Here is a 4,426-nt window from a genome sequence, read left to right on the forward strand (position 1 = left end):
GAGGGTGTTGCAAAACTCATAAATATTCAAAAATGAATGCATAAAAAAATCCGTCCTCTCTGGAGATAGTTTGGGTTACTATCTCCAGAGAGGACGAATTTACTAGTATGATAACCAAGTTTGATGAAAATCAATCCATTTTACAGGTTTTATTTGCATACGTAGACAGTTTAACTATTAGAGGCGTTCCGCCTGTGACAGGTCGCCCACCCATCTGTAGAAAAGCTTTACTGAAATGTTTTTTCTTGAAAACTGTATTCCAAATTGACTCTTTACGCAAATTAACTCGTTTTTTGCATCAATATCCTTCATTTCATATATCTTGTGGTCTTTCTTTTGTTCCTCATATATCTACTTTTTCACGTGTAAGTACTTGGTTTCGCAACGAAGGGATTCCATTGATTCATAAACAAACTCTTCAAGAAATGAATTTAGGGCTGATTCCGTGTGTTTTAATTGATAGTACAACCTTAAGGGATATAAAGGGTTCTGGTGCAAAAACTTCAAACTAATTAAAAGTCATCCTACAAACTTGGAAATACTGATAGAATTACTTTAAAAAGGGTGCGTGGTTCATATGAAAAGGGAAAATGTGTTTAAGTGGAAACATTATCAACCAGATGTTATCTTGTTAACTGTACGTTGGTACCTGCGGTACAATCTAAGTTTTCGCGATTTAGTGGAAATGATGGAAGAACGAGGATTATCTTTGGCCCACACGACGATTATGCGATGGGTTCATCAATATGGACCAGAGTTGAATAAGAGAATTCGAAGACATTTGAAACAAACGAATGATTCTTGGAAGGTGGATGAAACCTACATTAAAATCAAAAAAAAGATATGTACCTGTATCGGGCAGTAGATTCCGAAGGAAATACGATTGATTTTTACCTCAGTAAAAAAAAGAGATACCAAGGCTGCCAAAACTTTCTTTCAGAAAGCCCTGGCTACTTGTCATGGGACGATTCCTCGTGTGATTAACGTAGATGGAGATAAAGCCTATCCTCCTGCAATCCGAGAGTTAAAACAAGAAAACAGCTTACCATCAAGTATCTTACTACGGGTCAAGAAATACTTGAATAATATGATTGAACAAGATCATCGATTTATCAAAAAACGTATTTGGAATATGTTAGGGTTACAATCTTTTCGTACAGCGAAAAAAATGATTGCTGGATTAGAGGCCATGTATATGATCAAAAAAGAGCAAATACATTTACAGGATCAGTCTGTCCAAAATCAAAATATCTTTATCAACCACCTGTTTGGATTAACGATGTAATCAAGGAATCCGTTAGGAAACTATGCTTCTTTTTTCACTTATGATCTTTTTGCACCAGAACCAAAAACTTTGCAACAGAACCTGATTACATCTTTTCTAATATCTTTTGTCTTTGATACCACTTAGACAATTTATCAATTGCATTAGTTGATAAACGTTTGGTTTGTTTATTGCAAAATCTAGATAATGTAGGTGCTGATATTTTTATTTCTTTTGCGAGCTCTCGTATACTTATATTATCGACATTTCGTCGCTTTAGTATTTTTTCACAAACAGCTTCTTCATCAAAAATATCAGGTTCTTTACTAACTGTTATTTGTGGCATATCAATAATATCTTTAGTCTCTTCACTATATTCTATTATTGTTTCATTATTATTCTCTATTTCTAATGTTTTTTTCTTTGGTAAATTATACATAGATTTAATTAATTCTTCTGGTGGAAGGATAATAATGTTTAAATTAATCCAATAACCTTTAAACCATTTTTTTTATTTAAACGTTCTTCGTCTAATTTGCTCGAATACTCCCACTTAGAAATCACATTCTCTCTTTCTAGGTCAGTAAGAACATTCTCTAAATGTTCCCGAATGCGACTTGGCTTCCAAGTAAGCGGAATTGCCATGACAGCTAATAACCCTTTATCTCTCCCAATGGAGTATGGTCGTTTTAAAGTTGAATATATTTGACGAATCCTCCATTGCCATGTTAAATAGCGGATTAATCGTTTATGATATTTATGTCGGTAACTATTATATTCAAGTGCCTTTTTAGATAGTAAGGCTGTAGTGTTATTTGAATCATATATATAACTTGATAAGAAGCTTCCAGGTTTAATTCGGCAGGATTCAATCCCCATATATTCATTCGTAGTATTATGTCTCCATAATACTACTGAATCTAGAACAAATAACCTTTTAATGACTTCTCTTTTCACTTTATATTCCTCATCATTTTCATTTTCGTCATTTAAAACTACTACTTCATTATCGTCATTTAAATATATAAAAATGCTTGCTAAAGCAGCAATTCTCTTAGCAACCTTAATTTTATCCTCAGGTCTATAATATTCTCCCTTACTTACTTTCTTTTTCGGTACATTACACATATCTAATACTTGCTCATATGAGAATTCGATGAATTCATCCGGTGACTTCGCTTGAGCTAACCATTGTATAGTGATTGAATCTAATACGTCTGCCGTAAGATCATCCATATTACTCATTACATCATTAACTAAAGTGTTCCATCGGGACGCTTCATCATCCTTTATAAGTTTCAAATCCTCATCTCGATGCGAAGAAAGCTGAGCTATCGCATTACTCTCTTTTGTTTCAATCGGATAAGATTTTACACCTATATTTGAATCTTCTTCAAAATGATTTTTGGAGATCCCGTCACGTAATTTAAAATATACCGCGGAATTATTGACCTCAAAATAATCTTTCTCAACTGTTTCATCACTTAATTTTGGCTTTTTATCATTTTTAAACTCTTTGGTTAAAAGATGTTCAACTTCTGAATGAATTTCATCCTTATACTGGTTCAACTTAATAGCAATTTGTAGTGAGGTTATTCCACTTTCATTCTTTTTACTAAGCCACGATACTAATGCTGAAAAAGATGGTGAAACATATTGTGAAGTTACAACCATACTATTTTCTTTTTCTACATCTGCACTAAAAGAAGTCCATTTATCCCAAATTGCTTTGTTATTTCCATATAAGGGCTCAGATATTAACAAAGCATCAGTAAACAATTGTGCTAATTTCTCCACTTTTTCGCTCCTTCCTCTCGTACATTCCCTTCAAAAAACCTAATATTTAGGCGATTATATATAAATCCTCATTTTTTCCGGTTCTATTATGTTCATAAAAATAATGAAATACTTTTTTCCTTGTTTGTATACATGAAATAACATTTATTATACATTACCATCCAATATACCATCAATCAATCTAAGAAAGTAATATCTGAAACACTTTTAGAGGTTCTGTTGCAAAACTTATAAATATTCAAAAATGAATGCATAAAAAAATCCGCTTTCCTGAAAGAATGATAGTAACCCGAACTATCTTCAGAGAGGACGGATTTACTAGTATGATAACCAAGTTTGATGAACATCAGTCCATTTTACAGGTTTTATTTACATACGTAGACAGTTTAACTATTGGAGGCGTTCCGCCTGTGAAGGGTCGCCCACCCATCTGTAGAAAAGCTTTACTGAAATGTTTTTTCTTGAAAACTGTATTCCAAATTGACTCTTTACGCAAATTAACTCGTTTTTCGCATCAATATCCTTCATTTCGTATATCTTGTGGTCTTTTTTTGTTCCTCATATATCTACTTTTTCACGTGTAGGTACTTTTGGTTTCGCAACGAAGGGATTCCATTGATTTATAAACAAACTCTTCAAGAAATGAAGTTAGGGATGACTCCGTGTGTTTTAATTGATAGTACAGCCTTACGGAGTAGTTTATACGATTCCCAAGCAAAATGGCTCCTGTATTACTTCAAGATATACAAGATCGAAATATCCGGTTTTCCGTGGCAGATGCGGCTTATGATAGTCAGCACATTTATGAAGTTGCACGAACACGTGACATCTTTGCCATAAATCCAATCAACCCTCGGAATGGTGAAAAAATTAAGAATACACATCGTCGTGTATTGTCTCATTTTATACAAACCATCTTTGGAAAACAGTTGATGAAAGAGCGTGGGAAAATTGAACAACAGTTTAGTACATTAAAAGATAAAGGGCTGAAACAGCCTCGTTGGTATGGTCAAAATCGCTATCTACTACATGTTCAGCTAGTTTTTCTGATTCATAACATTGCATGTTTATTTGAGTTTTGCAACACCCTCATGTAGAAAAAATTGGATGAGGAGACTAGCAGATGGGATATTTTAAAGGAAAACAATTTAAAGAGGATATTATTTTGGTAGCCGTTGGCTACTACTGTCGTTTTTCTTTAAGTTATCGTGATGTCTCTGAAAGTCTGAAAGAACGAGGAGTTTCCGTTCACCCTACAACCATTATGCGTTGGGTCCATGAATATGGAAATCTAATCTATCAAATTTGGAAAAAGAAAAAACAAAGTTGCACACCATACTTGGCATCTAGATGAGACTTATATCC

5 pseudogenes are annotated in these 4,426 nt (G+C 33.6%); 4 read left to right on the top strand and 1 reads right to left on the bottom strand.

The window, feature by feature from the left end:
• Positions 1–107 precede the first annotated feature (107 nt).
• Together CDB3_RS30545 and CDB3_RS30550 are read left to right on the top strand one after the other, a co-directional pair.
• Positions 108–476 (top strand): annotated as a pseudogene (locus tag CDB3_RS30545) (transposase); the annotation flags it as partial.
• Between the two features lie 101 nt (positions 477–577).
• Positions 578–1,285 (top strand): annotated as a pseudogene (locus CDB3_RS30550) (IS6 family transposase).
• 85 nt (positions 1,286–1,370) lie between these two features.
• On the opposite strand, the pseudogene CDB3_RS30555 reads toward CDB3_RS30550, so the two are convergent.
• Positions 1,371–3,061 (bottom strand): annotated as a pseudogene (locus CDB3_RS30555) (helix-turn-helix domain-containing protein).
• Between the two features lie 323 nt (positions 3,062–3,384).
• On the opposite strand from CDB3_RS30555, the pseudogene CDB3_RS30560 reads away from it, so the two are divergent.
• Positions 3,385–4,158, top strand: a pseudogene (locus tag CDB3_RS30560) (transposase).
• Between the two features lie 26 nt (positions 4,159–4,184).
• Positions 4,185–4,426, top strand: a pseudogene (locus CDB3_RS30565) (transposase domain-containing protein); the annotation flags it as partial.

The sequence above is a fragment of the Bacillus sp. CDB3 genome, from assembly GCF_002081505.1.
GTDB classification, from domain to species: Bacteria; Bacillota; Bacilli; order Bacillales; family Bacillaceae_G; genus Bacillus_A; species Bacillus_A cereus_AT.